Origin of the sequence: Streptosporangium sp. NBC_01755 (assembly GCF_035917995.1) — a bacterium.
Classification (GTDB): Bacteria; Actinomycetota; Actinomycetes; order Streptosporangiales; family Streptosporangiaceae; genus Streptosporangium.
Window position 1 is genome coordinate 5,166,357 of the sequence record NZ_CP109131.1, and the last position, 23,802, is coordinate 5,190,158.

At 68.5% G+C, this 23,802-nt stretch carries 25 protein-coding genes and 1 pseudogene; 19 read left to right on the plus strand and 7 right to left on the minus strand.

The window, feature by feature from the left end; genetic code table 11:
- Positions 1-62: 62 nt before the first annotated feature.
- Positions 63-1,871: a DUF3352 domain-containing protein gene (locus OG884_RS24620; RefSeq protein ID WP_326636621.1), complete on the minus strand. Its 1,809-nt coding sequence runs from the start codon at positions 1,869-1,871 to the stop codon at positions 63-65.
- Between the two features lie 461 nt (positions 1,872-2,332).
- On the opposite strand from OG884_RS24620, the gene OG884_RS24625 reads away from it, so the two are divergent.
- The 9 genes from OG884_RS24625 (at position 2,333) to OG884_RS24665 (ending at position 10,592) form a co-directional block, all read left to right on the plus strand.
- Entirely contained in the window at positions 2,333-3,124 is a 792-nt protein-coding gene (locus OG884_RS24625) for a thioesterase family protein (protein WP_326636623.1), read from the plus strand.
- A 196-nt stretch (positions 3,125-3,320) separates the two neighbouring features.
- Positions 3,321-4,142 carry a glutamate racemase gene (gene murI / locus OG884_RS24630; protein WP_326636625.1) on the plus strand — a complete coding sequence of 274 codons (822 nt, stop codon included), beginning with the start codon at positions 3,321-3,323 and terminating at the stop codon, positions 4,140-4,142.
- A gap of 109 nt (positions 4,143-4,251) precedes the next feature.
- Positions 4,252-5,004 carry an MBL fold metallo-hydrolase gene (locus tag OG884_RS24635; protein ID WP_326636626.1) on the plus strand — a complete coding sequence of 251 codons (753 nt, stop codon included), beginning with the start codon at positions 4,252-4,254 and terminating at the stop codon, positions 5,002-5,004.
- A 5-nt stretch (positions 5,005-5,009) separates the two neighbouring features.
- Positions 5,010-5,726, plus strand: a complete 717-nt coding sequence (rph, locus tag OG884_RS24640; RefSeq protein WP_326636628.1) for a ribonuclease PH — start codon at positions 5,010-5,012, stop codon at positions 5,724-5,726.
- On the plus strand, positions 5,723-6,331 hold the full coding sequence (locus OG884_RS24645) for an XTP/dITP diphosphatase (RefSeq protein WP_326636630.1): 609 nt from the start codon (positions 5,723-5,725) through the stop codon (positions 6,329-6,331). The genes rph and OG884_RS24645 overlap by 4 nt, the downstream gene beginning before the upstream one ends.
- Before the next feature lie 67 nt (positions 6,332-6,398).
- Positions 6,399-8,144: a molybdopterin-dependent oxidoreductase gene (locus OG884_RS24650; RefSeq protein WP_326636633.1), complete on the plus strand. Its 1,746-nt coding sequence runs from the start codon at positions 6,399-6,401 to the stop codon at positions 8,142-8,144.
- A gap of 76 nt (positions 8,145-8,220) precedes the next feature.
- Positions 8,221-8,376, plus strand: a complete 156-nt coding sequence (locus OG884_RS24655; RefSeq protein WP_326636635.1) for a hypothetical protein — start codon at positions 8,221-8,223, stop codon at positions 8,374-8,376.
- Between the two features lie 54 nt (positions 8,377-8,430).
- Positions 8,431-9,651, plus strand: coding sequence for a helix-turn-helix domain-containing protein (locus tag OG884_RS24660; protein WP_326636636.1), 1,221 nt, complete (start codon positions 8,431-8,433; stop codon positions 9,649-9,651).
- A 233-nt stretch (positions 9,652-9,884) separates the two neighbouring features.
- Entirely contained in the window at positions 9,885-10,592 is a 708-nt protein-coding gene (locus OG884_RS24665) for an HAD family hydrolase (RefSeq protein WP_326636637.1), read from the plus strand.
- On the opposite strand, the gene OG884_RS24670 is transcribed toward OG884_RS24665, so the two are convergent.
- On the minus strand, positions 10,549-11,370 hold the full coding sequence (locus tag OG884_RS24670) for an XRE family transcriptional regulator (RefSeq protein WP_326636638.1): 822 nt from the start codon (positions 11,368-11,370) through the stop codon (positions 10,549-10,551). The genes OG884_RS24665 and OG884_RS24670 overlap by 44 nt on opposite strands.
- Before the next feature lie 153 nt (positions 11,371-11,523).
- Between OG884_RS24670 and OG884_RS24675 the strand changes: the two genes are divergently transcribed.
- From OG884_RS24675 to OG884_RS24705, 8 genes and pseudogenes are all read left to right on the plus strand, one after another.
- Positions 11,524-11,685, plus strand: coding sequence for a hypothetical protein (locus OG884_RS24675; protein WP_326636640.1), 162 nt, complete (start codon positions 11,524-11,526; stop codon positions 11,683-11,685).
- Positions 11,686-11,833: 148 nt separating this feature from the next.
- On the plus strand, positions 11,834-12,739 hold the full coding sequence (locus OG884_RS24680; RefSeq protein WP_326636642.1) for a radical SAM protein: 906 nt from the start codon (positions 11,834-11,836) through the stop codon (positions 12,737-12,739).
- Positions 12,672-13,148, plus strand: coding sequence for an SPASM domain-containing protein (locus OG884_RS24685; RefSeq protein WP_326636644.1), 477 nt, complete (start codon positions 12,672-12,674; stop codon positions 13,146-13,148). Before OG884_RS24680 ends, OG884_RS24685 begins: the two co-directional genes overlap by 68 nt.
- An 8-nt stretch (positions 13,149-13,156) precedes the next feature.
- Positions 13,157-13,984, plus strand: coding sequence for a hypothetical protein (locus OG884_RS24690; protein WP_326636646.1), 828 nt, complete (start codon positions 13,157-13,159; stop codon positions 13,982-13,984).
- Between the two features lie 93 nt (positions 13,985-14,077).
- The gene (locus OG884_RS24695; protein WP_326636648.1) at positions 14,078-14,917 is read left to right on the plus strand and encodes an arylsulfotransferase family protein; all 840 of its coding nucleotides are present in this window, start codon (positions 14,078-14,080) and stop codon (positions 14,915-14,917) included.
- Between the two features lie 5 nt (positions 14,918-14,922).
- A pseudogene (locus tag OG884_RS37605) lies at positions 14,923-15,033 on the plus strand (glycosyltransferase family A protein); the annotation flags it as partial.
- Between the two features lie 94 nt (positions 15,034-15,127).
- Positions 15,128-15,919 carry a class I SAM-dependent methyltransferase gene (locus OG884_RS24700; protein WP_326646982.1) on the plus strand — a complete coding sequence of 264 codons (792 nt, stop codon included), beginning with the start codon at positions 15,128-15,130 and terminating at the stop codon, positions 15,917-15,919.
- A gap of 811 nt (positions 15,920-16,730) precedes the next feature.
- Entirely contained in the window at positions 16,731-17,054 is a 324-nt protein-coding gene (locus tag OG884_RS24705) for a hypothetical protein (RefSeq protein ID WP_326636649.1), read from the plus strand.
- Positions 17,055-17,148: 94 nt separating this feature from the next.
- Here OG884_RS24705 and OG884_RS24710 read toward each other — a convergent pair whose 3' ends face one another.
- Positions 17,149-17,769 carry a hypothetical protein gene (locus OG884_RS24710; protein ID WP_326636650.1) on the minus strand — a complete coding sequence of 207 codons (621 nt, stop codon included), beginning with the start codon at positions 17,767-17,769 and terminating at the stop codon, positions 17,149-17,151.
- 165 nt (positions 17,770-17,934) lie between these two features.
- On the minus strand, positions 17,935-18,183 hold the full coding sequence (locus OG884_RS24715) for a hypothetical protein (protein ID WP_326636651.1): 249 nt from the start codon (positions 18,181-18,183) through the stop codon (positions 17,935-17,937).
- A gap of 108 nt (positions 18,184-18,291) precedes the next feature.
- Here OG884_RS24715 and OG884_RS24720 point away from each other — a divergent pair, with 108 nt between their 5' ends.
- Both OG884_RS24720 and OG884_RS24725 read left to right on the plus strand, forming a co-directional pair.
- Positions 18,292-19,041, plus strand: a complete 750-nt coding sequence (locus tag OG884_RS24720) for a toxin glutamine deamidase domain-containing protein (RefSeq protein WP_326636653.1) — start codon at positions 18,292-18,294, stop codon at positions 19,039-19,041.
- Positions 19,038-19,307, plus strand: coding sequence for a hypothetical protein (locus OG884_RS24725; RefSeq protein WP_326636655.1), 270 nt, complete (start codon positions 19,038-19,040; stop codon positions 19,305-19,307). The genes OG884_RS24720 and OG884_RS24725 overlap by 4 nt, the downstream gene beginning before the upstream one ends.
- Positions 19,308-19,454: 147 nt before the next feature.
- Here OG884_RS24725 and OG884_RS24730 read toward each other — a convergent pair whose 3' ends face one another.
- From OG884_RS24730 to OG884_RS24740, 3 genes are all read right to left on the minus strand, one after another.
- Positions 19,455-21,965 carry an ABC transporter permease gene (locus OG884_RS24730; protein ID WP_326636657.1) on the minus strand — a complete coding sequence of 837 codons (2,511 nt, stop codon included), beginning with the start codon at positions 21,963-21,965 and terminating at the stop codon, positions 19,455-19,457.
- A gap of 1 nt (position 21,966) precedes the next feature.
- On the minus strand, positions 21,967-22,740 hold the full coding sequence (locus OG884_RS24735) for an ABC transporter ATP-binding protein (protein WP_326636659.1): 774 nt from the start codon (positions 22,738-22,740) through the stop codon (positions 21,967-21,969).
- 390 nt (positions 22,741-23,130) lie between these two features.
- Entirely contained in the window at positions 23,131-23,796 is a 666-nt protein-coding gene (locus tag OG884_RS24740) for a response regulator transcription factor (protein WP_326646983.1), read from the minus strand.
- Positions 23,797-23,802 lie beyond the last annotated feature (6 nt).

Consider the following 23,802-nt stretch of genomic DNA (forward strand, 5'->3'; position numbering starts at 1 on the left):
CCGGCGGGCGGAAGCCCGGCCGGGGATCGGGGGAGGTCTGATCGGTCAGGAGCCTCGGAGAGCTAGTCGTTGAACAGGAGCCTCAGCGAGAAGGTCGCCTCGCTGCCCGACTGGGTGCCGCTCATGCCCATGCCGCGCAGCACCTGGAGGTTGGCCTTCTCGTCGCCCTGCAGGCCGTTGAGATAGAGCTTCTCCACCTTGTCCAGGTCGACGTAGACGGCGAAGGTCGCCTCGTCGGCGTTGGGGATCGCGAGCTGGAAGGTCTCGCTGTCGCCCAGGGTGCCGTCCTTGTCGAGCTCGGCGGCGTACTCCTGCGAGCTGGCCAGGACGAAGGTGCCGTCACCGGGGACCTTGGCGAGCTGCGGGACGGTCGTCCCGGTGCCGGCAAGGTACTTCTCGATCTTGCCGACGATCTCCTGCGCCTTGGCCGGGTCGGTGACGATCTTCGCGCCGAACTTCGGCTGGTCGCCGTCGAGGCCGTTGGCGTCCAGCGCGAGGGTGATGTTCTTGCCGAGCAGCGTCACCAGATCGTCGGGAAGCGCCAGCCCGGACTGCTGCTGGGCCTGGTCGACGAGCTGCTGCACGCCACCGCCGCCGGCCGTGTCGGCCGACTTCATGAGCTGCGTCCACTGCTTGCCGATCATCTCGCCGAGACCGGAGAACGAGGCCGCGCCGGCGGTGGAGGCCGGAAGCGCGCTGATCCGGGAGGCTTCGAGGGTGCCCATGTCCAGGTCCTGGGCGCCGCGGCTGATGCCCGCGAGCTCGACGTACCCGCTGTCGAAGCGGAGGGCACCGGCTACCCGGACGTTCTTGATCTGGGCGAGGGCGGTGGGGTCCTGGGTCGTCAGCTCGGGAGCCAGTTGGGCGATCTTGCCGGCGTCCGCCCAGAAGGAGAGGACGCCGGTCTCGCCGAGGGCGCTCAGGTCCTCGGAGAAGGTGGCGTTCTCCGACAGCGGCGCGGCGGCCGCGGCCTGGTCGGCCTCCGCCTGGGTGGGGCTGAGCAGCGCGTAGTCGTCGCGGAAGGCGATGCCGTACTTCTCCTCGCCCATCAGCTTGGCGATGCCCGCCTTGGCCTTGTCCTGGTCGGTGACCTGGACGGCCACCACGGCGCCGGGCTCCTTGGCGCCCTTGGCGGCCGGAGTCGCGGCCACGCCGACGCGAACGCCGAGCCACGGCTCGATGTCGGTGGCGTAGTTAACCTTGCTGAGGCTGTCGGACTCCTTCTTCAGCAGGTCGAAGATGGCCTGGCGCGGGTCGTCGCCGCTGAAGGAGTCCTTGGTGGTGGTGAACTTCCTGGCGATGTCGAACAGCGCCAGCTTCTGGTTCGCGGCCGGGTCGAGGTCAAGGCGTACGTAGCCGATGGCGTTGGCGGGCAGCACGTCGTGCGGCTGCGTGCCGCCGCCGCTGAGCAGGTTGACCGCGAAGACGCCGCCGCCGCCCACCAGGACCACGACCAGCGCGGCGATCGCCGCGAGCAGCCAGCCCTTACCGCCCTTGCGCGGGGGAGTTCCGGTCGGCTGCCCCGAGCCCAGGAAGTCGGGGCCCTGCTGCCAGTTCCCCGCCTGCTGCTGGTAGGCCTGCTGGCCATAGTTCTGCTGCTGCTGGCCGTAGGGCTGGCCGGCCTGCTGGCCGTAGTTCTGCTGGCCGTAGTTCTGCTGGGGGTTGTACTGGGGCTGGCCCTGCTGCGGGTAGGGCTGCCCCTGCTGGTAGCCCTGCTGGGGCTGGGGGTATCCGGGCTGGCCGTTCTGAGGATAGGCCTGCGTGTGCGGTTGGTCGCTTCGCTGCGCGCCCTCATTCCAGCGGTAGGCGATCGTCCTGTCGGGTTGCTGATCCGGGGTGGGCGACTGGTCGGGGGGATTGTTGGCAGGCATGATCACTCACAATGTGGACTTCGTGGATATAAAGAAGCTAGTGCACATTGCTAGCAACCCGCTTGCATTGAACTAACCATGTGATTGGTACGTCTAAGCGGGATCGAGCCCGCTCTCTGGGGCTTCATTCGGCCTTATGGGCTTTGTCATGCTATTTCCGCAGGTGGTCGCCAGGCCTTCTTCCGGCCGGCTCTGACCTTTCCTGGGGCTCGGGCGGCTCCGGAAACCGTGGGGAATCTCGCGACCCGGTTGCCTTCAGACCCGTTTCGGGCTCGGTTTGGATTCGGATCGGTCTCGGGGTCAGGCTCGGGTGCGGCTCGGGTGCGGCTCGGGTGCGGCTTGGGTACGGCTCGGATTCGGCTCGGGTGCGGCTCGGCTGGTGAAGCGTCAGGGGGGCGGGGAAACGGAGGTCGCGGGGGGTAGGTAAAGTGAGCTCTCTAGAACAAGGTTCGGGAGTGTGGATGACGAAGTTCGACGAGGCGACAGAGGCGATCCGGGTGGACGAGACCACCTACGACGTGTGCCTCGACCCCGGATACTCAGTCGGCGGGCCCCTCAACGGCGGCTACCTGATGGCCGTGCTGCTGCGCGCGGTCGTGGACGCCTCCCCCCATGAGCACCCGGTGACCACCGGCGCCCAGTTCCTGCGCGCCGCCGTCCCAGGCCCCGCGCAGGTGCGCCTGGAGCAGATCAAGACCGGCCGCACCGTCACGATGACCCGGGCCAGCCTGGTCAGGGACGGCGACTCCATCATCGAGTCCCTCGTCACGACCGCGACCCTCGACGGCGCCGCCCCCGACTGGACGGACGGACCATCGGCGGCGATGCCGCCGATGGAGCGGTGCCTCCGGCTGCCCGCTCCCAAGACCGAGTCGAACATGACGCTCAACGCCCAGATGGACCTGGCGTTCGACCCTCCCACCATCGGGTGGCTCGACGGCAAGCCCAGCGGCCGCCCCGAGGCCCGCGCCTACTTCCGGATGGCCGAGCCACAGGACCCCGACCCGTACGTGCTGGCACTGGCCGTGGACTGCCTGCCGCCGGTGGTCTTCTCCGCCGGAAAGCGTGGCTGGGCCCCCACCGTCGACCTCACCTGGCACCTGCGCGCCCTGCCCGCCCCCGGTTGGCTGACCCTCATCGCCGGAGGCAGGCTGATCAACGACGGCTGGTTCGACGAGGACGTCGAGGTCTGGGACTCCGCGGGCCGCCTGGTCGCCCAGTCCCGCCAGCTGGCTCGCGTCGGGCGGGGCTGACACCCGCAGGGCCGGTCGGGCGAGCGGCCCCGCGCCTATCGCGCGACTTTCCATGTCGACTACGCCATCTGACACCCGCGGGGCCGGCCGGGTGAGCGGCCCCGCAGAGCGGGAAAACACAAGGCCGAATCGGTAATAGGCGTTGTGAGGATTCTTACCGTGTTCGATCGTCCCAGGTCGCCTAGCCTTGGGAACTGTGTCGCAAGCGAGTGTTGGAATCTTTGACAGCGGTGTCGGCGGCCTCACGGTGGCTCGGGCGATCATCGACCAGTTGCCCAACGAGTCGATCCTCTACGTGGCGGACACGGCGAGGCAGCCGTACGGCCCCAAGACCATCGCGCAGGTCCGCGCCTACGCGCTGGAGGTGATGGATCACCTTGTCGAGCACGACGTGAAGATGCTGGTGATCGCGTGCAACAGCGCCAGCGCGGCAGTGCTCCGCGATGCCCGCGAGCGCTACGACGTGCCGGTCGTCGAGGTGATCCAGCCGGCCACCCGCCGTGCCGTACGTGCCACCCGTAACGGCAGGGTCGGGGTGATCGGGACCAGGGCCACCATCGAGTCGATGGCGTACCACGACGCGTTCGCCGCGGCCCCCGACGTCCGGCTGACCGGAGTGGCGGCGCCGCGCCTGGTGGAGTTCGTCGAGCGCGGGGAGACCATGAGCGAGGAGCTCATCGACGTCATCCGCGAATACCTGGAGCCGGTGCTCGCCGACCGGTGCGACACGTTGATCCTGGGATGCACGCACTACCCGCTCCTCATCGGGCCGATCTCCTACGTGGTGGGAGACGGCGTCACGCTGGTGTCCAGCGCCGACGAGACGGCCAAGGACGTGTACCGCATCCTGCACGACCGGGGTCTGGCCGCCGTAGGGGGTGCGCCCAGACACCGTTTCCGCGCCACCGGTGACGCGGGCCTCTTCGCTGACCTCGGACGACGCTTCCTCGGACCGGAGATCGATGCGGTCGAGGTGGCGGTGGTGGGTGATGTTTCGAACAACGGGCATCGCGCGTGACGGTGTTCCGGCGTTCCGTAGGGGGAGCGCCGGAAAGGGCGGGGCGGCCACCGGCGCCCGCGCCGTGCCGCGCGGCGCGGCGCCGCACTGTGAACCGTAGGAGGCCGCCGTGAGATTGACGATCATCGGGTGCTCGGGAAGCTTTCCCGGCCCTGACAGCCCTTCCTCCTGCTATCTGCTGGAGGCGGAGGGGTTCCGCATGCTGCTGGACTTCGGGAACGGCGCGCTCGGCGCGCTCCAGAGGCACCTCGGCCTGTACGACGTGGACGCGATCTGCCTGTCGCACCTGCACGCCGACCACTGCCTCGACATGTGCCCGTACCACGTGGTCCGCACCTACTCGCCCGAGGGCCCGCTGCCCAGGGTGCCGGTGTACGCGCCCGCCGACGCGCGCCGGCGCCTGAACTCGGCCTACGCGATGCCGGACGAACCGTCGCTCGACACGGCCTTCGACTTCGTGGAACTGATGCCGGGAACGTTCGAGGTCGGCCCGTTCGAGGTGACGACCGCGCTGATGAACCACCCGGTGGAGACCTACGGGTTCAGGGTCTCCCACGGCGGGCGCTCGGTGGCCTACTCGGGCGACACCGGCGAGAGCGCCGAGCTGGTCAAGCTCGCCTCCGGGGCGGACGTGTTCCTGTGTGAGGCGTCACACCTCGATCGGCCCGAACTCCCCGCCGGCCTGCACCTGAGCGGCCGCCAGGCGGCCGAGCACGCGGCCAGGGCGGAGGTGGACACCCTGGTGCTGACCCACCTGGTGCCCTGGAACGATCACGACCGCGTCAGGGAGGACGCCTCCCGCGGTGGGTTCGGCGGGCGCATGGAACTCGCACGAAGCGGGCTCCGGTATGACCTAGGGTGAACTTCATGGCTCGTGCAGATGGACGTTCTCCCGATCAGCTCCGCCCTGTCACCATCACCCGCGACTGGATCACCCACGCAGAGGGTTCGGTGCTCGTCGAGTTCGGCGGCACCAGGGTGCTCTGTGCCGCCTCCGTGCAGGACAGCGTGCCGCGCTGGCGCCGGGGCAGCGGTCAGGGCTGGATCACCGCCGAGTACGCCATGCTGCCGCGCGCCACGAACACCCGCAACGACCGCGAGTCGGTACGCGGCAAGATCGGCGGTCGTACCCACGAGATCTCCCGCCTGATCGGCCGCTCGCTGCGCGCCTGCGTCGACTACAAGGTCCTGGGCGAGAACTCGATCGTCATCGACTGCGACGTGCTCCAGGCGGACGGCGGCACCCGCACCGCCGCCATCACCGGCGCGTACGTGGCGCTGGCCGACGCGATCGCCTGGATGCGCGAGCGGAAGATGTGCGGCGCCGACCCGCTGATCGACTCGGTCGCGGCCGTCTCCGTCGGCATCGTCGGCTCCACGCCGCTGCTCGACCTCTGCTACACCGAGGACGTCGCCGCCGAGACGGACATGAACGTGGTGATGACCGGCTCCGGCGAGTTCGTCGAGGTCCAGGGCACCGCCGAGGGCAAGCCGTTCAACCGTGCCGCCCTCGACGAGCTGCTCGACCTCGGCGCGGCCGGCTGCGCCGAGCTCACCCGCCTGCAGCGGGAGGCCCTGGCATGAGCAGGCCCCGTGTCGTCCTCGCAACCCGGAACGCCGGGAAGATCGCCGAGCTGCGCCGGATCCTGGCCGATGCCGAGGTCCCGGTGGAGATCGTCGGGCTTGAGGAGTTCCCCGAGATCGGCGACGTCGCCGAGACCGGCCTGACCTTCGCGGAGAACGCCCTGCTCAAGGCGCACGCGGTGGCCCGGCAGTCCGGCCTGCCGGCGATCGCCGACGACTCAGGCCTCTGTGTCGACGCGCTGAACGGCATGCCGGGCATCTTCTCCGCCCGCTGGTCGGGAAAGCACGGCGACGACCTGGCCAACCTCGACCTGCTGCTCGCCCAGGTCTCCGACGTGCCCGCCGAGCACCGGGGCGCGCACTTCGCCTGCGCCGCCGCGCTGGCGCTCCCCTCCGGAGCGGAACGGGTGATCGAGGGCGCGCTGCACGGCGTGATCATCGATACCCCGCGCGGCACCAATGGCTTCGGCTACGACCCGATCCTGCTCCCCGAGGGTGAGACCCGTACCACCGCCGAGTTGTCCGCCGCGGAGAAGGACGCCATCAGCCACCGGGGTCGTGCCTTCCGCGCCCTGGCCCCCATCCTCGCCGAAGTGCTCGTCTGACTTATCCCGGCGAGTCTGTAATCGGCGTGTAAGAACCCGCGGCCCGGATGGGCGTAGCGTCGAAGGTATGCAGAGCAACAGGCGCATGCCCTCGTGGGCCGCGGCGCTGATCGGCCTGGTGTCCGGCGCGGTGGCGGTCGGGGTGTCCCTGCTCGTCGCGGGCCTGGTGAACCCCTCCGCCTTCCCGATCGTCGCGGTGGGCAACTCGGCGGTCGACCTCACCCCGGCCGCGCTCAAGGAGTGGGCGATCCGCACCTTCGGCGAGAACGACAAGGTCGTGCTGCTCGGCGGGATCTTCGTGGTCATGGCGCTCATCGCCGCCGCGCTGGGCATCGCCGCCGCCCACGACGTCCGGTACGGCCTGGTGGGCCTGGCCGCCTTCGGCCTCGTCGGAGTCGTCGCCGTGCTGACCCGGCCGGACTCCGGGCTCGCGGACGTCCTGCCGACCGTGGTCGGCGTCGGTGCGGGCATGTTCGCGCTGCGACGGATCATCCGCCGCTCCCTCGTGCCCGTCGAAGAGTTCGCCGGCGCCTCGACCGGTCCGTACGGCGACCGGGAGCACCCGATGCCCGGCGGCGCCGCGGGCGCGGCGGGGACCGCGCACGGCGCCGGACCGTGGGAGATCGCGCAGGGGGCGCCACGGAAGGACGCGCCGGATTCATCGCCGGAGCCTCTGCCGGAGGCCGGGGAACGGCACGAGCCGGCCACGCCGCCGGTCATGCGGGCCGGGAGAGACCTGCGCGCGTTCGACCGCCGGGGCCTGCTGACCGGTGTGCTCGGCGGCGTCGCCGTCGCCGGGGTGGCCGGGCTCGCCGGACGCCTGCTGTCGGGGCGGGCCGAGGTGAGCGTGGCGCGCAACAGCATCGCGCTGCCCCGGCCCACGACCCCCCTCGCGCCGCTGCCCACCGGGGTCGACCTCAAAATCAAGGGCCTGTCGCCGTTCGTCACCCCGAACAACGACTTCTACCGGGTCGACACCGCCCTGGTCGTCCCTCAGGTGGACCCGAGCAGCTGGACTCTCAAGATCCACGGCATGGTCGACCGCCCGGTCGAGCTCACCTTCGCCGACCTGATGAAGCGCACCGTGGTCGAGGCCGACGTCACGCTCTGCTGTGTCTCCAACGAGGTCGGCGGCCCCTACATCGGCAACGCCCGCTGGCTGGGCGTCAGGCTGGCCGACGTGCTGCGCGACGCGGGTGTCCAGAAAGGCGCCGACATGCTGCTCAGCACTTCCGCCGACGGCTGGACCGCCGGAACCCCGGTCGACGTCGTCCTCGACGGCCGCGACGCCCTGCTGGCCTTCGGCATGAACGGCGAGGTGCTTCCCGTCGACCACGGCTTCCCGGTCCGCCAGGTCGTCCCAGGTCTCTACGGCTACGTCTCGGCCACCAAGTGGGTCACCGAGATCAAGGTCACCCGCTTCGACGAGGACGAGGCCTACTGGACGCCCAGGGGCTGGTCGGCCAAGGGCCCGGTCAAGACCGAGTCCCGCATCGACCTGCCCAGGGACGGCGCGAGCGTCCCGGCGGGCCGCACCGTCGTCGCGGGCGTCGCCTGGGCCCAGCACAAGGGTGTGGACGCGGTCGAGGTCCGCGTCGATGGGGGCCAGTGGCGCCAGGCCCGTCTCGCCGAGGCCCCCACCGCCGACACCTGGCGCCAGTGGGTCCTCGACGACTGGGACGCCACCCCGGGCAGCCACACCATCGAGGTCCGCGCCACCGACGCCACCGGCTACACCCAGACCCCCGACCGAGCCCCGATAGCCCCCGACGGTGCCACCGGCTGGCACACCATCCAGGTGCGGGTCAGCTGACTCAGGCTGTATTCGAACCATCCCGGTGGCTCTCGATCAGTAGTCTTTCGACCACCGACATAGGGATGGTGCGCCGGTGAGCCCTGTACGCCGCTGGCAGGAGGTCAAGGCCGAGGCACACCGGCTGTATCCCGAGATGGCCGACCCGGAGCGGCAGGCCGCTGCCGAAGCCGAGTTGGATGCGTATGCGGTCGGCTATCACCTGGCGGAAGGGGAATCTTTCCCTCGTTGACAGGGGTGGCTCGTTATCGTGGAGACGCCGCGCAGTCGCGAGGAGGGCACCGAGATGACCGGGCAGGACTGGAACCCCGACCTGACGTACGCCGAGCGTAGCGAGCACACCGGGGACCGGATAGCCAAGGCGCGGAAGCTCCGAAATCTCACCCAGGAAGGCTTGGCCGGGCTCGCGCATGTCTCTCGAAGCTTGATCGCCAAGGTCGAGTCGGGCGCCAGGCCCGCCACCCCGTCTCTTGTCGCAGCTGTCGCACGGGCCTGCTCGGTGGATCCGGCGGAGATCAACGGGCAACCATACCGGGGCACCGACGAACGCAGTGACGCCGTGCACGCGGCGATTCCTGCCATTCGTGTGGCCTTGGCCTATGTGGACGTCGCACCCGAACTGGGCATGCCTCCCCGAACGCTCGACGAGTTGGCCGCTGAGGTGGTCGCGCTTCAGAAGCTTCAAAAATCTGTGTCGTACGCCCAGCTCGGCGCTCTGCTGCCTGCGCTCCTGGAGGAATTGACGATTCAGGTCATGGAACTGGATACGGTTCGTGCCTGGCGTCTGCTCAACCGTGCTCAAGCGCTGGCTGGATCCCTGGTACGCCGCCTCGGCTACAACGACCTGGCACAGGTCGTGGTGGAACGAACGACGCTCTCCGCGCAGCGCGCGGAAGATCCATATCTGCCGTATGTGGTCACCCTGGGCCGGGCACGGTTGCTGATGACCATGGGTTCCTGGGATGTCGCCCTCAAAATGGTCCAGCAGGCCATGAGTAAAGTCGATCAGGATAACCCGGTGTCAACGGAGGTTTTCGGGGCGCTGCATCTGAACGCGGCCATCACCGCCGCGAGAGCGGGGAAGACAGCGGATGCCTGGGAGCACCACGGGACCGCGACCGAGGCGGCGGCACGGATCAGCCCAAGAGATCGTCGCGACCCTTACGGCCTGCAGATGAACCCGGGGAACGCCTCAATTCACGGGTGTGCGGTGGCCGTCGAACTGGGTGATTTCGATCAAGCCATTCGGCTGGACCAGGGTGTCGACCTATCCGGACCGGACAACAATGACGAGCGCCGGGCGCACCACGAGATCGACATGGCAAGGGCTCATCTGTGGGTCAACGACAACGACAGGGCGCTCAAGCGCATGATCAACGCTGAGCGGGTCGCGCCGCAGATGACGCGCTTCCACCCTTCGGCAAGAGAGGCGGTCCGCCAGCTCGTACGAGTCCATCGCAGGATTCCGGAACCACTGCGTGCGCTGCAAGGGCGCATGACCGTCTGAAGGGTCGGTGTGTCAAGGGGGCTGCTGCGCACAAGCTTTGCACGTTACATAGGCGCGTACACGGCATGCGTTACAGAGGCGACCTACGGGAACGCCATGTTGATCTTTGTGTATCGCGAACCTTCGTTTATGAGAGCCGCTCTCGGCAGGCCGGGCAGGTGAGCGTTACCATGTGAACCTTCTCTCTGATCGGAGACCCGCGGGTGGATTCGGTACCGGCTTGCGTGCTTGTCTTGTGGGATGTCGACCATACTCTGATCGAGAACGCAGGCGTCAGCAAGGAGACCTACGCGGCCGCGTTCGAGTTGCTGACCGGCCGGCCTGCCGAGCACCGTGCCCGAACAGATGGCCGGACCGATCCGGAGATCATGCGCGATCTTCTGGAGCGGCATGACGTGCAGGTCACGCCGGCGCATCTGGCCCGGTTCCCGGAGGTGTTGACCTGTGCCCTGGCCGCGAGACGAGACCGGCTGCGTCAACGTGGCCACGCGTTGCCGGGCGCGCGGGAGGCGATCGCCGCGCTGGGCCAGATGCCCGGGGTCATCCAATCCGTGCTGACCGGGAACGTGCAGCCCAACGCGTTCACCAAAGTGGAGGTGTTCAATCTACACGGTGGGCTGGATTTCGAGGTGGGTGGATATGGGTCTGATGACCTGGTCCGGGCCCACCTGGTGGAGGTGGCCCGCAACCGGGCCAGGGCCAAGTACCAGGTCATGCTCGACGCGTCGAGCACGGTGCTGATCGGCGACACCATCCGCGACATCCAAGCCGCCCGCCGCGGCGGAGCTGTCGCCATCGGGGTGGCTTCTGGGCCGAATACCGTGGCCGAACTGCTCGCGGAGGGGGCGGATGTGGCGCTGGCGGATCTGGCCGACACCGCCGCCGTGGTGAAGGCGGTCACCGATGTTCAGGCTCAGATTTCGGCGCACCTGAAGGCCTGATGCTCTCCTCGATCAAGATCTGCCGCTGCTGGTAGAAGTTCGACTCCTGGATCGGATAGGCACTCTCCCAGACGCGCTCGAAGCTGCGCAGGTAAGTGTCGAAGAAGTCACCGCCGTCGACACGCCGCAGGTGCAAGATCGGCGCGATGTAGCCGTAGGTCCCGTAAATGTGCTGGTTGACCAGCATCTCCTCGTCATAGCGGAAGATCGAATTGTACAAAGAGGTGCGGTGGAGACGGAACTGGATGCCGGGGGCCTGCGACAGCGGGCTGTAGTAGGCCAGAGCCATCCGGATCCGCGCGGGGATCGCGTCATACAGGCGTTCCTCCACGCCGCGGAGTGTCATCTCCGGACAGTCGGGATCGCCCATCATGATGCGCACGCTCACTCCTGCGGCTGCCTTGTCTTTGAGGACCGTGATGGAGTCGGGGTTGTCCTCGGGCAGGAACAGGCTGGCGTTGGCGAACAGCCATACCTGGCTGCGCGCCTGGGTGAGCAGATCCAGCCACATCTGGCGGGGAGTGTCGGAGCGATGCGGATATAGCCGAACAATCTCCGATTCCGCCGCCGCGGTCGGCTCGATGGCAAGCTCGGGCCATAGCCAGGCGAGGGGGACGTTCAGGGTTTGCGCGGCGCGGTGAGCGGTCGCCCGGCGGGGGGTGATGTTCTTGGTGATCCACCGCTGCACGCTTTTGGTGTCCAGGCCGAGGTGGGCGGCGAGAGAGGCCTCGGTGTAGGGGCTGGACAGCAGCGTGTTGCGCAGGCGCTCATTGACCATGAGGCGATCCCCTCAGGGGCGTTGGGGGACGTTTGGCGGTCTCACGTTACGCCTCGCAACGTCTCGGCTACAAGGTGGCCGCGTCCGTCCTGTCCGCGTTCCACTGGTCGAAGCGGCGACGTGCGCCGTAGGGCAAGCCAGGAGGAGCATCCGATGACGTGCGTAGAGGCGACGGGCGAGGCCCTGGGGGAGTTTCCGGGCTGGCACCTGGAGCGGGTGGGCGACCAATGGCGAGCCACGCACGGGGAGGGATGCGTTGAGGCGCCGACGATGGTCGCATTGCGCGACCAGTTGCGGTTGGAAGCGGCTCGATGACCCGGCACCCGACTGATCCGCTCACGGCTGAGCAGGTCGCACAAGACCTCGCCGACGCCCTGGCCCGGCTGAACACCCCCGACCGCGAACATCACCCCCGTACTGCGATGTCGGCCTCCTCCGCAAGGATGAAGGGAGCCTTGAGCCCATGACGACCAAACGGGCCGAGCAGGTGGCCTGCACTACCGCGGCGATCGATTCCGCCCTGCTGGACCGCGTCCGCCCCGAGGTATTCACCGTTGCCTCGGGGCGGACGCGCCCGAGAAGGATCATGCTGCCGGAGCTGCTTCAGACATCGCCGTATCTCACCCATGTCGCGCCGGGCGCCGATCCACCGGTCATCTACCTGACCGACACCTTCGGTCCGACGTTCCCCCAGGGTGATCCTCCGGCGGCTGACGTGGTGTTCGGGATCGTCGGGCTCGACCGTCAAATCGTGTGGCAGAGCGACCGCCGGGTGCTGGAGATGCTCACGGCGTGCGCGCAGGAGCCCTGCAGTGTTCAGCATCTGGTGGGGCGATTCGGTGCCGATCGGGTCGGCGCGGCCGTCGACCGCACCTGGCTGCAGACACCCGACGATCTTTGCCGGGAGTACCGGCTGGTGTCGGGGGAGATCGAGGTTACCGCCCACTGCAACTGGGGCTGTCGCTTCTGTCCCGTCGCCACCGACCCGAAGCCTCGCCAGACCATGCCGATGGACCTTTTCGAGGAGATCATCGCGAAACTCGCCGAGGTCGCAACGATCGACTACGTGACTTTCCAGTTCTTCAACGAACCCACCCTGGACAAGTACTTCACCGACCGCCTCGCTGTGCTGGCGCAGTACACTCCAGCTCGCGCTCTACACCAACGCCTCAGGACTCACCCAAGACAAGATCGACGCGCTGAGCCGTCACGGCGTTCTTCGCCACCTCATTGTCAACCTGCCCAGCACCGACCCGCGGGAGTTCGCAGAGCTGACCGGCTCGCGCAGCTACCCGCACACCGTGCAGAACCTGGAGCGGGCGATCCGCGCCGGATTCCGCGTCCAGATCGTCGTGAACGGCGTCGGTGAGCGCCTGGTGCGCAACCTCGCCGGGGTGGCCCGCCGGTACGAGCCGCTCGGGGTGGAGATCTATCCGAGCCTGACGTGCGACCGGGTGGGCGAGGTGGGGGCGGAGTACTTCCGGGACGTGCGGGTGGACGGGCGGCTCACCGGATGCGGGTGGCCAGTCCAGCACGCCAACGTCAGCGTTCGCGGTGACCTGTTCCTGTGCTGCAACGACTACTACCAGCGGGAGGTGTTCGGGAACATCCGCGACGGCTCGGTCGACGACCTCATGACCAGCGACATCGCGGTGCGCCTGCGGCGGCGTGTGTTCGGGGTGGCCGAGGCGGCCGACGATTTTCTGTGCCGGCGCTGTCATAACCAGAAGCTTGACTTTCCCGGCCGGGACTTCCGGCCCATCGCGACCTTCGGATGAGGGGGACCATGTCGCAGCCAGTGAGGATTTGGTACGTCGCCGCCCAGCGGCTGTGCAACTTCGACTGCCCGTACTGCGTGTCCGTCGGGTCCTGGGCCAAGAGCCGCAGGTATGACTGGAAGGACCCTGGTGACCGTGACACGTTCACCTCCATCACGGGCTGGCTGGGGTCGCGGCCCTTCGAGGTCGAGGTGCGTCTAGGTAGCCTGGGCGAGCCTTTCGCCTCGCCGTTCTTCCTCAAGAGGGCGGGCTGGCTCACCCGGCAGCCGGGTGTGCGGTACGTGGAACTGCTGTCCAACGCCTGCCTGCTGAAGCAGCGGCTGCCGACGATCGAATCCATGGCCAACCTCGGGAAGCTGTCGCTCTGGCTCACCTGGCACGACAGTCAGATGAGCCTGGAGAAGTTCATCTGCGCCGCACGCTTCGCGCAAGAGGAGTACGGCTGCTTCGTCGTGGTGAACGCCCTGCTGTTCGACGATAGCGAGACGGTCAAACGGGTGAAGAGCGCAGCGCTGGAGGCGGGGCTGCGGTTCAACGTCGACCTCGGCTACGACCCCTTCGCCCCGTCGAAGGCCTTTGAGCACACCGGCGACGCCGCTGCCGCGGTTCCGCTGATGCGGACCGCCGACGCGCTGAGCACGGTGGTCGCCTGTGGCGGAGACGGCGCGCTCACCGAGGTCGCCCTGATGGGCCTGACCTCCCCGCTGGGCCGGCCTGCCGGGCCGGCCACGACTACCTGTTCATCGACATCCATGGCCAGACCTACCGGTGTTCGAGGTACGCGGTCTTGGACCGGCATTCCTACGGCAACGTCTTGGACCCGGGGTTCGAGCTGAGCCTGCGCCCTGAGCGGTGGGCACTGTGCGAGGCGGCCAGCGGCTGCTGCAACAAAGTGGCGCGGCGGCACCCACATCCTGCTGGACAACACGGTGACGATCCTCGGGCGCGACGGTGGCATCCTCGCGGCCCATTCGCTGTACGACGCGCTCACCTCCCACCACACCCCGCGCTCGCTAATCGAGGACGAGATCGGGCGTCGCAGAGCGAATTCGCCGAACCTCGACGCGGCACGCTCCTGCATGCCGAACCGGTCGAGCGGCCATCACCGGGGACGAGAGGTCTCCCGGTTGCTGCGAGACCTACCCGGCTCGCCCAGCGACGTTCTGCACGCCAACACGGTCGAGATCCTCGATGCCCATCCTGGCGGGGTATGGAGTCAGGGCGATGTGCTGGTCTCCTTGCGGGAACTCAACATGATCGCGGTGCTGGACCTGGCAGCCCGGTCGGTGCGGTGGTTTTGGGGGCCGGGTGAGCTCTCAGGCCAACACCAGCCCTCCGCCCTGCCCGGCGGCACCGTGCTCGTCTTCGACAACGGTCACGCCGTAGGCCGCTCCCGCGTGCTGGAGATCGACCCCAGCAGCGACGCGATCGTGTGGCAGTACACGGCCGACCCGCCGCAAGACCTGTTCTGCGCGATGGCCGGCGGCTGCGAACGACTCCCGGGCGGCAACATACTGATCAGCGACGCCCAAGCCGGACGGGCCATCGAGGTGACCCGCGACCGGCGAACCGTATGGGCCGTCCAGATCCGCACCACCCGATCGTCGACCACCGCCTCCCGCGCGGAGCTCTACCGGATCTCAGCGGTACCCGCCCCGGCCGCCGCGACCCTGCGCGGTGGCGACGAACCAGCACGGCGCCTGGCCAGCGCACGGGTGCGGTGCGAACTCAGCGACGATGTCCACCTCGATCTCAGGAGCGTCCCGTGATCAGCGTGATCATCCCCACGGCTGACCGTCCGGGTCCGCTGCACCGGGCGCTACGCAGCCTGTCGCGCCAGAGGTTGCGCGACTTCGAGGTCATCGTCGTACGCGACGGTGGTCGATCACCGCGATCGGTCGTGGACAGCTGGAGGCACGACCTGCGGCTGACGCTGCTCAACGTCGACCCCCGCCAGCTTCACGCTCGCCCGCGCTCGCCTGAGCGCGGCAGCGGCCTACGACGGCTTCGCCGAGACCTTCGCCGACGAAGCAGCCGGCAGCGCCTACAACGCCCTCTACGACCGGCCCACCGTCCTCGATCTCATCGGCGACGTCGACGGTCGGCGCGTCCTGGACGCCGGATGCGGGCCCGGTCTGTATCTGACCGAGCTCATCGCGCGCGGTGCCGACGCCATCGGGTTCGACCAAAGCGCAGACATGGTCCGACACGCCCGCAGGCGCCTCGGCCCCGCCGTGCCCGTGCGCCGGCACGACCTCGACGAACCCCTTGACTGGCTGCCCGACGCCACCATCGACCTCATCCTCGCGACGCTGGTCATCCACTACGTCCACGACCGCGTCGCCGCCCTGCGCGAACTCCATCGCGTCCTACGCCCGCAGGGACGACTCGTCCTGTCCACCAGCCACCCGGCTGCCGACTGGCTCGCCGACGGCGGCAGCTACTTCGACGCCCGGCACGTCGACGAGACCTGGTCCTGCGGCTTGCTCCACAGATACTGGCGGCAACCCCTCCAGTACTGGGTCGAGGAGTTCACCGCCGCAGACTTCACCATCGAACACCTGGTGGAACACCGGCCCGTACCGGAAATGGCCCACCGGTACCCGGCCGAATACGCCAAATTTCCAGGACCGGTTATGGCGCCCGAACCTGGAACCGCTCGCCGATCTCGCACACATCCGAGTCATCCGCTGCAGGGTCCCCGCAGCGATCGCCCACGCTCGGATCGCCCAACGCGCCGAGCACGGCAACCACCGAGCGGCGCACGCTGATCAAGACCTACTCGAAGCGATCGCGGCAGGGCAACACTCACTCGAGTCCTTCGTGCCGATCTCGCTGGACGTCCCAACACTGATGGTCGACACCGCGAACGGCTACAGCCCCGGTATCCAGCACATCGCGGCCTTTGTCGGGACACCCGCACAGAACGGTTCCCCGGCCAACGCAAGATGACCTCGATGACTCAGCAGGTGCAGCAATAGGCCCCCGCACGCCGGTTGGCTGAGATCGGCCGACCAAAGCCACCAACACGCGAGGGCTGACCTGTGCGAACCCTGGCCTGGGTGGGTAAGGAGGAAAAGGCATTGAAACGGCTTGTTGTGGCCGAAAAAGTCGCGCCTGAGATGACGTACTTCCATCCCACTGCCAGAAGTACTGCCAGGCAACTCTTCGCCCACTATCGAACCGTCCCCGAATCCCTGCGGCGGCTCGAAAACAGAATGGCACTCTAGGGAATTATCGCGGAGAGATCTTTCACTGAAAAAGTGAAAGTCAGCCCTCTTGGCAATTCATAAGGTCGGAAGCGGCGCGAATGGCAAGGCATTCGCGGTCCGAATCTGATGGTTCCGACCTTGGAGGGTAAATGGCGAAGCGCGTGGTTTCGTCGGTTTTTTCTGAGGTGGTCGATGAGGCTACGGCGGAAAGTCATGACAGGGCGCTGGCGGTCGTGCAGCTACTGCTGATCGAGCGGGGGATCCGTCATGTTCCCGCCGGCCATATCCCGGGGCCAGGCATGATCATGCTTCTATCGGTCACGCTGAGGTTATGCATGCCAGGGGATATGGAGCGCTCCGTCCATATGTCGTGCCCACGACCTTGGAGGAGCTCGTCGGGCCGGTCGACGGTGTGGTCATGCTGCCCAGGCATCTCGACTGGGGGCCGAAGCGCGGTTACCACCTGGATCAGCTCGCCGATGCGCGCCTGCTGTACATGCGGGTGATCCGGGAAAGCGCGACTCCTGCGGATCTACGGCAGTTCCTCAACGCCGCGATGCTGCGCAGACTGTGGCCGGAGGTGGTGCTACCGCCGCCCGTCCGCGTTCTCTGGGGCGCTCGCTTTCCCGAACTCCAGCGTCAAGCCGCAGTGCCTAGAGCCCTCTCGCCGACTGGCGCATCTGAGCGCGTTTGAGCCCCCGCTAGCCCGAATCAGGTACCCGGCGGTCTCACTGGTCGCGGGGGCAGACCAGCACGACGGTGGTCTGGGCTACCCCCGGTGCGAGAGACTACTTCTGCAGGGACTTCTTGTAGGCGGCGGCAGCAGCCTTGATCGCACTGCTGGCGGTGCCGGGGTCAAACATGCTGTGGACGGTGATCTGCATGTCGGGGCGATTGCTGTACGGCCATTCCCCACCCTTGTCGCGGTCCCACAGGCGCAGGCTCTGCTGGTCTTCGCAGTGGTCGAGGAGGCGCTCACAGCCACCCGCGACGACTTTCCAGTTGTGGAACTTGGCGCCACAGGCGGGCCGCTCGGTGAAGACCCAGTCGATGACGTAGTAGCGGGGCCAGGTTTCCGCTTCCCGCAGCGCCACGAATTCCTGGTTGTGCTGGTAGAGCTGATACTCCGAATGGCTGGTGTTGAGGGTGATGGTCTTCCCGCGGATGCCGACGTCCTGCTTGAACGCCACGCCCAGGCTGGGCACGGTGATGAGCCGGTCCGGGTACTCGGCGGGAGACAACCAGTCCGTGACGGTGCCCTGGTCGTCTATGTCGCGCCGCCGGGTCAGGTGGAACGTCGCGATGTTCTGGCCCGGCGTGATGTGCGGATTCTCGATGCGGTACTTGGCGGTGGGAACCGAGTACGGGTTGGTGCCGTACTGGTCCGGGCTGATGACAGCTTTGATCATTGAGGCCGCTCCCGTGATTGTTCCGGCACAGACCCTGAACGGTACGACTTGGTATCGGCGCTGTCGAGGTTACATTCTGGCTCTCGCCTCGTACCGGGGGCGTCCGGAATACGGGAGAAAGATACCGCGGCCGGGCCTCACCTAGATCCGAACCTCAAACAGCTCCTAGTGCGATGTTCCTCGTAGCCGGCGTCGGGCCACCCCGCCCATGCTGCCGCCGTGGAAGGCGATGGACAGGTCGCCGTGGCGCTGCACGCCCCAGCCGATCCCGTAGCCGTCGGCACCGGGCCACGGCGCGGTGGGACGGTGGCCGGCGGCGAGTGCCTCGGCGGGCAGGGCGCTCGTGCCGCCCGCGTGCGCGAGCCCGAAACGGAGAAGGTCAGGGCGGTGTCGGCGACCTCGATGCCGCTCCACGAGGCCGCAGGGCCGTTAACCCTGGCCTTTAAATGGTCAACTCCTCCGTGTCGGGTGGGTGGGCCGCTCTACTATCTGGCTCCCAGGGGTTCGGGGACGGGGGAGCCGGTGAGCGAGTGGAGTTTGGCCTCGGGGGTCTACAACCCCGTGGTGACCGTGGACGGGCAGCGGTGGCGGGACTTCGAGCTGGAGTTTCAGGTGGCGGCCTCGGCGGCGGCGCCTCTGGAGCGGGAGCGGATGCGCTGGGGGCCGGCCCGGCTGGACCAGTGCCGGCCGTACGGGGTGGCGGGCGGGCTGGCCAGGCCTGATCCGCAGACCGAGGAGGACATGCTGCGGGCCGTCCCCCTCACCGAGCAGGGCACCCCGCGCCGCTTCCCCGACCCGCGCGGCATGTGGATCAGGTTGATCAACGGGACCGGGCCGGCCGACGACCCGTTCCGGGCCACCAACGCGATCGACTGCGCGCTGTCGGTGCTCTCCACCTGGTACGGGGCCCCGGCGGTGGCCGCGCCCCGGCGGCCCGAGTACGACCGGGTCGGCAGGCCGCTGCTCAGCGGCGAGGCCGGGGGAGTGGCCAGGGCGGAGCGGTGGCTGGGACAGCGCTTCCAGTACGTGGGGCAGGGGCGCCACGCCTACCTCCCGATCGCGCAGGCGCTGCTGGCCGGTGGGCACGGTTCCTCGGCCGTCGTCATCAACCGCTGGCCGGCCGGGGGCAGCCACGCCTGGAACGCGGTGAACTTCGACGGCGAGGTGATCTGGATCGACGGGCAGCGGGGGCACATGGCGGTGGAGCCGCCGTACGAGTCGGTGACCGGCGTGTTCTGCGTCGTGATCGACAGGGAGGGGCGGCGGCTGTGAACCCGGACCAGGCCAGGGCGGTGGCGGAGGAGTACTTCAACGGTGTCCGCAGCGCAGGCGCCGCCGTCGATATCAGGATTTATGCCTTTCAAGAGGGCTATGTCGCCTGGGCGAACGAGCCTGAGTCCGACGATCCCAGCGTGCTGCCCGACACCGCCGGCTCCGGGTGCGTGGTCGTCGACCGGGCCACCGGTGAGATCGTCATCCGGCCGCTGCTCAACCCCGAGACGGTGGCGGAGCAGTGGCCGGGACGCCGCCCCCGATAACGGAGACGTCCCGGCCACCCTGCTCGACCCGTCCGGCCTTGCGGGGCCTTATCGTGGCCTTGCCGGGCTCCGCTCGACCCGCCTGGCCGTGCCTTATCGCGGTCTTGCCGGGCCTCGCTCAGCCCGTTCGGTCGCGCTCCGGCCTGCTCAGCCGCTCGCGAGCGAGCCCACGACCGAGGCGCGGGCCGCGCGCCGGGCGGGCAGGACCGCGGCGAGCACCCCGGCCAGGCCGGACAGCGCCACGAACGACAGGATCTGCGGCACCGGCAACTGGAAGATGACGTTCTCGGTCATCGTCCGCGCGGCGGCCCAGCCGAACCCGATGCCCAGCACCACGCCGACCAGCGCGCCGATGAGCCCCAGGACCAGCGCCTCGACCGAGAGCATCCGCCGCAGCTGGGGCCTGGTCAGGCCGAGTGCCCGCAGCAGCGCGGACTCGCGGGTGCGCTCGTGGACCGACAGGGAGAGCGTGTTGGCGATGCCCAGCAGGGAGATGAGCACCGCCAGGCCGAGCAGCCCCGTGATGATCATCAGCATCATGTCGAGCGCCTCGTCGAACTCGCCCCGCACCTCCGTCGAGCTGGCGACCTTCGCCGTCGGATACGGCAGCGTCGCCGCCTCGACGACCATGAGCGCCCGGTCGGGATCCACCCCGTCGGAGTAGTTGACTATCACCCGGCTGTCGCCCACCTCGCCGAAGTAGCGGTCGAACTCCCGCTCCGGCACCGTCACACCGGAAAGGCCCGCCTCCGGGCCGGAGACGCCCACGATCGACAGCTCGACCGCACCCGCCTTCGCCGTCCGCACGGTGATCCGGTCACCGACCCCGACCTTGAGCCGCTCGGCGACGTGGTCCGCGACGAGCGCGGTCCCCGGTACGAGCCGGTCGATCGAGCCCGCGTCGAGCTTAGGGACGAAGCCCGGAGCCGGGGTGAACGTCCCCACCTCGTACTTCTCGTCCCCGGTCCCGAGCCTGGCGGTGCTCCCGCGGAACGCGACGACCGCGGTCAGCTCAGGCCTGGTCCGCAGGTCCTCGGCGATCGCCCGGGGCAACTCCGAGCTGCGATCCTGGCTCTGCACCAGGTAGTCGACCGGGAACTGCTCGTCGAGCTGATGGGCGTACGTCACCCGGATGGTGCCGGTGAGGACGGAGATGACGGTCATCAGCGTCACACCCACGGTGAGCGCCACCGTGGTGGTCGCCGACCGCTTCGGGTTACGCCGGGAGTTGTCCACGGCCAGCCTGCCCGGCACGCCGAAGAGCCTGGCCGGAACCCAGCCCGCGAAGGCGGACAGCGGCTTCACGATCACCGGGCCGAGGGTCAGCACCGCCAGGAATACGAGCGAGCAGCCGGCCATGACCACGACGAGCGCGGTCTCGCCGGGCTCCATGGCCATTCCCGTCGCGGTGACCCCCGCGCCCGAGACCAGGAAGAGCACCGTGAAGATCATCCGTATCAGGCCGGCCCTGAAGGTCTGCTCCTCGGCCTGCGAGCGCAGCGCCGCGATCGGCGCCACCCGCGTCGCCGACCGCGCGGGCAGCAGCGCCGCGCCGACCGTGACGGTCAGGCCGATGACCAGGCCCAGGACGATCGTACGAGGCGTCAGGGAGGCCGCGACCGACGGCAGCGGCGCGTCGAGCGCGGTCAGCACGGCCAGCGCTCCCGCACCCATGCCGTAGCCGAGCAGCAGGCCCAGCACCGACGACAGCAGGCCGACCACCGCCGACTCCAGCACGATCGAGCCGAAGACCTGCCCGCGCGTCGCCCCGATGCAGCGCAGCAGTGCCATCTCACGGGTCCGCTGGGCCACCAGGATGTTGAAGGTGTTGTAGATGACCAGCGCGGCCACGAACATCGCCACCACGCCGAACAGCAGCAGACCCAGCGTGAGGAACTCGCTGCTGGCACCGTTGGCCTTGGCCAGGTCCGCCGCGTACCGCTCACCGGTCTTGACCTGGTGATCCGCCCCCACGGCCGCCGCGACCGAGGCGCGCAGCGTCTCCTGGGAGACACCCTCGGCGGCGACGACGTCGACCTCCCGGAACCCCCGCTGCCCGGTCATCTTTCTGGCGGTGTCGGTGGTGTAGCCGACCGCGCCGGTGTACCCGATCTCCTGGTCCAGGCCGATGTCGAACAGCCCCACCAGGGTGAACTCGTGCCTGGCGTTCTCCGAGTCGAGCACCGCGACGGTGTCACCGATCTTGAAACCACGGGTCCTGGCCGTACCCTCGTCGAGCACCGCCTCCCTCGCGGTCCTCGGCGCCGCACCGCTGACGATCGAGGTACGGTTCAGCGCGCCCTCGGGCAGGGAGATCCCCGCCGTGGGGTAATCACCGGCCGCCTTGCCGTCCTTGCCGATCAGGGCGGACGTGCCCCGCACCAGCCCCTGGGCGTCGGCGACACCCGCCGTGGCGCGAATCTTCTCCAGGGTCGCGTCGGAGACGGCCGACGGCTCGTCGCCCTTGTCCGGCCCCGGGAGCACCGCGACGTCGATCCGGTCGGCCGCCGCCGCGAACTTCTGGGTGAAACCCGCCTCAATGGTGTCGGTCAGTACGAACGTCCCCGCGATGAAGCCCACACCCAGTGCGATCGCCAGCGACGTCAGCATCAGGCGCAGCCGGTGCGCGCGCAGCCCGGCCAGCGTCGTCCTCAGCACCTCACGCCTCCAGCTTCATCAGCGTGTCCAGCACCGACTGCGGCGTCGGCCCCACCAACTCGCTGACCAGCAGGCCGTCCCGAAGGAAGACCACCCGGTCGGCGTACGAGGCCGCCACCGGGTCGTGGGTGACCATCACGATCGTCTGGTCGAGCTCGCGCACCGACGTACGCAGGAACGACAGCACCTCGGCACCGCTGCGCGAGTCCAGGTTGCCGGTGGGCTCGTCGGCGAAGATGACCTGCGGCCCGCTGATCAGGGCACGGGCGACCGCGACCCGCTGCTGCTGGCCACCGGACAGCTCCGAGGGCCTGTGCCCCAGCCGGTCGCGCAACCCCACGGTCTCCACCACCAGGTCGAACAGCTCCGGGTCGGCCAGCCGCCCGGCGATCTCCAGCGGGAGCCGGATGTTCTGCTCGGCGGTCAGCGTCGGCAGCAGGTTGAACGCCTGGAAGACGAAACCGATCCGCTCGCGGCGCAGCAGGGTGAGCTGCCTGTCGTTGAGACCGGTGAGCTCCACGTCCCCGATGCGCACCTGCCCGCCGCTCACCGTGTCCAGCCCGGCCAGGCAGTGCATCAACGTGGACTTGCCCGACCCCGAGGGCCCCATGATCGCGGTGAAGGCACCGGCCGAGAACGAGACGTCCACGCCACGCAGCGCGTGCACCGCGGTGTCCCCCCGGCCGTACACCTTCGTGAGACCCCTGGCCGTCACGGCCGGCTCCGCGCCTTTTCCGCGCGTGTCCCACGTGCCGACCTCTCCGGTGATGGTCACGGTTCGCTCTCCTCAACAACGTGTGGCGTTATGACGCACCAAACGCTATTGGCGGGAAAAGCGGTATCCATCATGAATTAGGCCTGGCCTGCGGCCCTACGCAGGGCGTACCCAGAAGAGGAGACACCACCTACGTCGCAGCACCACCTCGGCCATTCGGCCGATGACATCCACGAGGGCCGGCCGGGACGGAAGGACGAGAACGGTCGGCGCACCTCGAACATGCCGATATTGATCTGCGACCACTGTCCCCGATGTCGGCCAGCGGAGCCAGTGCTCTCCGTTCCTCAGCAGAGGTTGCGAACGCGCTGCGGGGAAACCGAGGTTGTCGGCCTGCCTTCCTGATGCCAGGACCGAGGTGGATCTGTACCTTCGGTGCGGAACGTCGCACTAGTCGGCCGAATGCGGGGTCACCAGACCGGACTCGTAGGCGTACACGACCACCTGCGCCCGATCCCGCAGACCCAGCTTGGCCAGCACCCGGCCCAGATGCGTCTTGACCGTCGCCTCCGCCAACTCCAGCCGACCGGCGATCTCCGTGTTCGACAACCCCCTCGCCACCAGCACCAGCACCTCACGCTCCCGCGCCGTCAACCCCGACAACGCGGCAGGCTCGACCGCCCCCGCCGAGGGAAGATGCACCGCGAACCGCTCCAGCAACCGCCGCGTCGTACTCGGCGCCACCACCGCGTCCCCACTGTGCACCGAATGGATCGCACTCACCAGATCGGCGGGCGGCACATCCTTCAGCAGGAACCCCGACGCACCCGCCTTCAACGCCGCGAACACGTACTCATCCAGATCGAACGTGGTCAGGATCAGCACCCGAGGACCCCCGGCCACCGAACAGATCAACCGCGTCGCCTCCACCCCGTCCATGACCGGCATCCGCACATCCATCAGCACCACGTCGACCTCGACCGCCCGCACCGCCTCCACCGCGGCGGCCCCGTTGCCCGCCTCCGCGACGACCTCGATGCCGGGATGGGCACCGAGCACCATCCGGAACCCGGTACGCAGCAACTCCTGATCGTCGACCAGCATCACCCGAATCACCTGATC

Excerpts from the sequence above, each read along its gene's own strand:
- OG884_RS24620 (WP_326636621.1), bottom strand. The coding sequence starts at position 1,871 with ATGCCTGCCAACAATCCCCCCGACCAGTCGCCCACCCCGGATCAGCAA.
- OG884_RS24675 (WP_326636640.1), top strand. The coding sequence starts at position 11,524 with ATGACGTGCGTAGAGGCGACGGGCGAGGCCCTGGGGGAGTTTCCGGGC.
- OG884_RS24650 (WP_326636633.1), top strand. The coding sequence starts at position 6,399 with ATGCAGAGCAACAGGCGCATGCCCTCGTGGGCCGCGGCGCTGATCGGC.
- OG884_RS24710 (WP_326636650.1), bottom strand. The coding sequence starts at position 17,769 with ATGATCAAAGCTGTCATCAGCCCGGACCAGTACGGCACCAACCCGTAC.
- OG884_RS24670 (WP_326636638.1), bottom strand. The coding sequence starts at position 11,370 with ATGGTCAATGAGCGCCTGCGCAACACGCTGCTGTCCAGCCCCTACACC.
- OG884_RS24625 (WP_326636623.1), top strand. The coding sequence starts at position 2,333 with ATGACGAAGTTCGACGAGGCGACAGAGGCGATCCGGGTGGACGAGACC.
- rph (WP_326636628.1), top strand. The coding sequence starts at position 5,010 with ATGGCTCGTGCAGATGGACGTTCTCCCGATCAGCTCCGCCCTGTCACC.
- OG884_RS24645 (WP_326636630.1), top strand. The coding sequence starts at position 5,723 with ATGAGCAGGCCCCGTGTCGTCCTCGCAACCCGGAACGCCGGGAAGATC.
- OG884_RS24680 (WP_326636642.1), top strand. The coding sequence starts at position 11,834 with ATGACGACCAAACGGGCCGAGCAGGTGGCCTGCACTACCGCGGCGATC.
- OG884_RS24690 (WP_326636646.1), top strand. The coding sequence starts at position 13,157 with ATGTCGCAGCCAGTGAGGATTTGGTACGTCGCCGCCCAGCGGCTGTGC.
- OG884_RS24660 (WP_326636636.1), top strand. The coding sequence starts at position 8,431 with ATGACCGGGCAGGACTGGAACCCCGACCTGACGTACGCCGAGCGTAGC.